This window comes from Bartonella rattaustraliani AUST/NH4 (assembly GCF_000312565.1).
GTDB lineage: Bacteria > Pseudomonadota > Alphaproteobacteria > Rhizobiales > Rhizobiaceae > Bartonella > Bartonella rattaustraliani.
On record NZ_CALW02000007.1, the window covers coordinates 1 to 4,287 of the forward strand.

Genomic DNA, 4,287 nt, shown 5'->3' on the forward strand with positions numbered 1-4,287 from the left:
AGAGAGAAGTGAACGCGTTGTAAATCCGGATATCTCCCACCCATTTGGCTTTTTGGATGAAGAATGTGCTGGTTTAACGGGGGATGCTTTAGAGAGATGTAACAATGCGTTTGAAGAAGTATCGCAAACCAATGAAGAGAGAAGTGAACGTGTTGTCAAACCGCATATCCCCCACCCATTTTTTACCAGATATGGGGACCGTTACTTCTTCCCAAATGTACATATGGGGGGTGTTTACGGTGGTGTTGAAACGCGTCCCATGAATATGAGTATTGTTTATGGGATCAAGACCTGAGGAGGTAGTAGAATGTTATCAAAAGTGTTTGCGATATCAGAGATTAGCGATCCGTCACAAGTACGGGTCGTTTTTTTATCAGGCGATCATTTTGTACATGCGCCGCTGAGTGGAATTTTAGATCTATTGAAGTCAGATTTAGAGGTTTCTTTGCAAGGATTAGAAGAACGCTTGAGAGCTTTAAGCACCGAGCTAGAAGAACTGAAAGAGTGTTCATTGTAAGTATTCACTTTAAATGAAGGAAGAAAGACTATGAAGATACCGTATCACACGCATGAATATCTGCTCCCCGTAGCCACGAGAGAAGAGATCATAGAGGGGAGTTCCGTTGATACAGTTATTGTTCCTCAATTGTTGGGAACAGCGTCTCTTTATGCCTATGAGGTTTTTGCGACGGCAGATCAAGGGGCGCAAGCTCAGCAAGCGTCGGAACGAGCAGTATCTTTAGCCACTACAGCCAAACAGACAGCAGATGAGGCAAAAAAAGCAGCAGATAATGCTAAAGAATTGGTTGAATCCGCGTCGAGCACGTCTGCACAAGCAGCCAGTTCAGTGTTGCAAGCCACAGATATGGCAACGTCAGCTCGTGAGAAGAGTGAACAAGCGGAAAGAATAGCGAATGAAGCAAAAGAGAGTAGTGACACGGCTTTAACAACAGCCAATCGAGCAGATCAAACTTCAACACAGGCAAAACAAGACGCGACGACAGCACTCACGAGCGCGAATGAATCCAAAGCGTTATCAGAGGAGGCAAAGAGGCTAGCGCAAGACGCGAAGACTGCGAGTGATGAAGTTAAGCAAACACTTAGTGAAGTCAAAAATACTTCTGAAACAACGGTTACAGCAGTCACTGAGGCAAAACAAACAGGAGACAATGCGCGCCAAATGGCGTCAGAAGCTTTAACAAATTCGAATGAGGCAAAGACGCTAGCAGAGGCAGCGACAAGAATAGCAGAAACGTCCACAGCGAAGGCAGAAGAGGCAAGGCAAGATGCAAGGGAGGCTGTGAGAATAGCCAATGATGCAAAGGCTGCTCTTGAACAAGGGGTTTCAGAACATAGAGAACAGACGCAGGCAAGCGGTGAAGTTGTTAAGGGCTTTGCAGAAGAGGCAAAGACGAAGGCAGAGGGTGCAGAGAGATTAGCGATTGAGGCGAAAGCTAAAGCGGATTCAGTAGAGATTGTGAGCAATAAGGCGATAAAAACCGCAAGTGAAGCGAAGTCAGCGTCAGAAGAAGCACTAACAGAGGGACGTGATGCGAAAAGCAAAGCGGATACGGCAGTGGGGACGTCAGAAAGTGCGCATGAAACGGCGTCAAAAGCATTGACACAAGCGATTGAATCAAAAGGTGTAGCCGATGAATCGAAAGCAGCCAGTGATCAGGCAGTGAAGGTAGCGAATGAGGCTAAGCAGAGGTCTACAGAGGCAAAACAAGCGGCAGCGAGTGCAACGACCAAAGCAGAAGAGGCAAGGCAAAATGCTACGGAAGCGATGAGGGTAGCCAATGAAACGAAAACGGCTCTTGAACAGGGCGTTTCTTCACAAAGAGAACAGAGGCAAGTGAGTAGTGACGTCGTTAAGGGGATAGCAGAAGAGGCAAAGAAGAAAGCAGAAGAGGCAGAGAGGTTAGCACAAGAGGCGAAGAGCGAGGCTGGTACTGTAAAGACAACGGTAGAAGAAACCAAGACCCTTGCAGAACAGACAAAGAGCGCGAGTGATGAAGTGAAACAAACGCTAGGAGAAGTGAAGAGTGTCTGTGAAATGGCAAGAGAGACAGCTAATACAGCCAAGCAGACAGCAGATGATGCGAGCCAAAGAGCGTCAGACGCTTTGACAAAATCGAATGAAGCAAAGACGACAGCAGAAACCTCAACCGCTAAAACAGAAGAGGCAAAAACACTTGCCCAAGAGGCTAAGACTGCGAGTGATGAGGCGAAGACTTTATCAGAGGACGCCAAGAAGAAAGCAGAGGCAGCAGAGAGATTAGCACAACAGGTTTCACAATCTTCAACAGAATGTTGTGAAGAGGCTAAGGGTATTGCTCAACGCGCTGAAAGTAAAGCGAATGATATAACTGTTAAAATTGAGAAATTAGAAGAAGTAACAGAGACCCATAAGAATGAATTATCCTCTGTTAAAGCGACAGCTCTTGAGGCGCAGCAAAAAGCGGAATCAGTCGATACGAAATTGACGGTTTTAGAGGCATGTTCCCCTGATATTGAGAAGGCAAAGCAGGCATTAGACAGTTTGGAAGGGAAGATTACTTCAGTTGAACAAGAGAATAGGAGTTTAAAACAGAGCCTAGCAACAGTCACTGAAACAGCGAATTCTGCGAAGAGTAAGGTAGAACAATTAGATCCTAGAGTTCTATCCGTTGAGGGGAAAGCAGAGGATGTTTCCTCTAAGGTTGGTCGATTAGAAACGAAAGTGAATAACCTTGAAATTAGCTCTCGTGCTGCGAAAACGACAGCGGATGAAGTGGCAGGTAAGATAAAAGACGTGTCTTCTGTAGCCAATCAGGCAACACAAATAGCCACAACTGCTAAGAACGCATCAGAAGACGCAAAGCAAGCGGCAGAGAATGCAAAGAGTACAGCAGAACAAGCGCAAGCCTTAGCGAGAGAATTGAAGGGAGCAATTCAGAAGGCAAAGGATCAAGCGGATTTAGCGTCAACAGCAGTAGCCCAAGCGACGACTGAAATGAGTGCTGTGAAGAATATAGCCAATAGTGCAAAATCTTCAGCAGAAGAGGCAAAATCTGAAGCGGAAGAAGCACTGATTGCAGCCAATCAAGTGACAGGTATAAGCAATAGTGCACTCAATACAGCAAATGAAGCACTGAATAAAGCGACAAAGCTAGAAAGTACGCAAACAAAGTTGCAGGCAGATATCAATCAAATAAAGTCTGGAGGACAAGCTACAGGTGTGGATCATGATGTTTTTGGAGATTTACAGACTGGTCTCAATGATATTAATACAATCTTACTGAACGCCAATTTAAATGTTTTATCCTTGAGAAAACCCTATTTGGTGCATGGTGGTAAAACCAACGACGCTCAACGGAGAACTGTTGTTATTAAGGCAGGGACTGTCTTTAATATTCCTGCAACAGGTAAATATTGCTCTCGTCCAGTTGTGATTGATACGGATAAGGTTATTTCCCATGATATAGGTGGTGGTCAACAAGCTTTGGCGCCAGGTAATGATTACTATGTTTACCTGATGGTTGATTGGGATAGGATACCTGGACCGCCAGAGGTCACTTTTGCCATAAGAAACCACTTAGGTTATCCCCCTGGGTTTGATAGTACAAGCTCTTTGCTGATAGGTGGGTTTCATACGCTTTGTGCGGATGTTGGAACCATTAAAGATCATCCTTTATCGGGCTTTAAAGCAGGTGATATTTTACCCGATTCTGTTTGGTGCTTAAACCACAGACCGATCAGTCTTCCAGCAGGTATGGTGTATGACGCAAGGATGGATTTATGGGTAGATATTTATCTTCAATCTCGGCAGGACAAAAATACACAGTCACGATATAATGAACCTATTAGTTTTAGAAAAAAATATCAGCATGAAATCGATTTATTGAGTGTTAACAAGCGTCTTCCTACGGAACGTGAGTTTAATTCTGCATTGTTTGGAACAACTAATGGTCTAAAGGATAGAACTGTAGACCAAAATAAACGAACAGGTGGTCATTCTGGCGCAAATAAACAGCGTATAATTTCACATATTGGTTGTGAAGACGGATCTGGTTGTTTTTGGCAGTATCTTGCAGGAACTTATCCGGTTATTGAACGGCAGAGCGATGGGAGAACGAAAACAGTTTTTCGCGCTCTGTATGCTGGTGGAGATTATAACTACCGGTATGCTGGACCATTTGCACGTGCTGCTGAAATAAGTGATGACGCTATTGGAGACACTCACACAGCTCGTGGTGTTAGCGACCCTCTCAGAACATAATAATAAGAAGGAGATAGCAATGAGGA

At 44.6% G+C, this 4,287-nt stretch carries 2 protein-coding genes and 1 pseudogene; all 3 read left to right on the forward strand.

The features are described from left to right. Positions 1–295: pseudogene (locus BN67_RS14365) on the forward strand (phage tail protein); the annotation flags it as partial. Positions 296–307: 12 nt separating this feature from the next. Next, complete coding sequence (locus tag BN67_RS00930; RefSeq protein ID WP_019222291.1) at positions 308–517, forward strand: hypothetical protein; 210 nt, start codon at positions 308–310, stop codon at positions 515–517. 30 nt (positions 518–547) lie between these two features. Further along, entirely contained in the window at positions 548–4,261 is a 3,714-nt protein-coding gene (locus tag BN67_RS13150; protein WP_019222292.1) for a phage major tropism determinant, read from the forward strand. Positions 4,262–4,287 lie beyond the last annotated feature (26 nt).

Excerpts from the sequence above, each read along its gene's own strand:
- BN67_RS13150 (WP_019222292.1), top strand. The coding sequence starts at position 548 with ATGAAGATACCGTATCACACGCATGAATATCTGCTCCCCGTAGCCACG.
- BN67_RS00930 (WP_019222291.1), top strand. The coding sequence starts at position 308 with ATGTTATCAAAAGTGTTTGCGATATCAGAGATTAGCGATCCGTCACAA.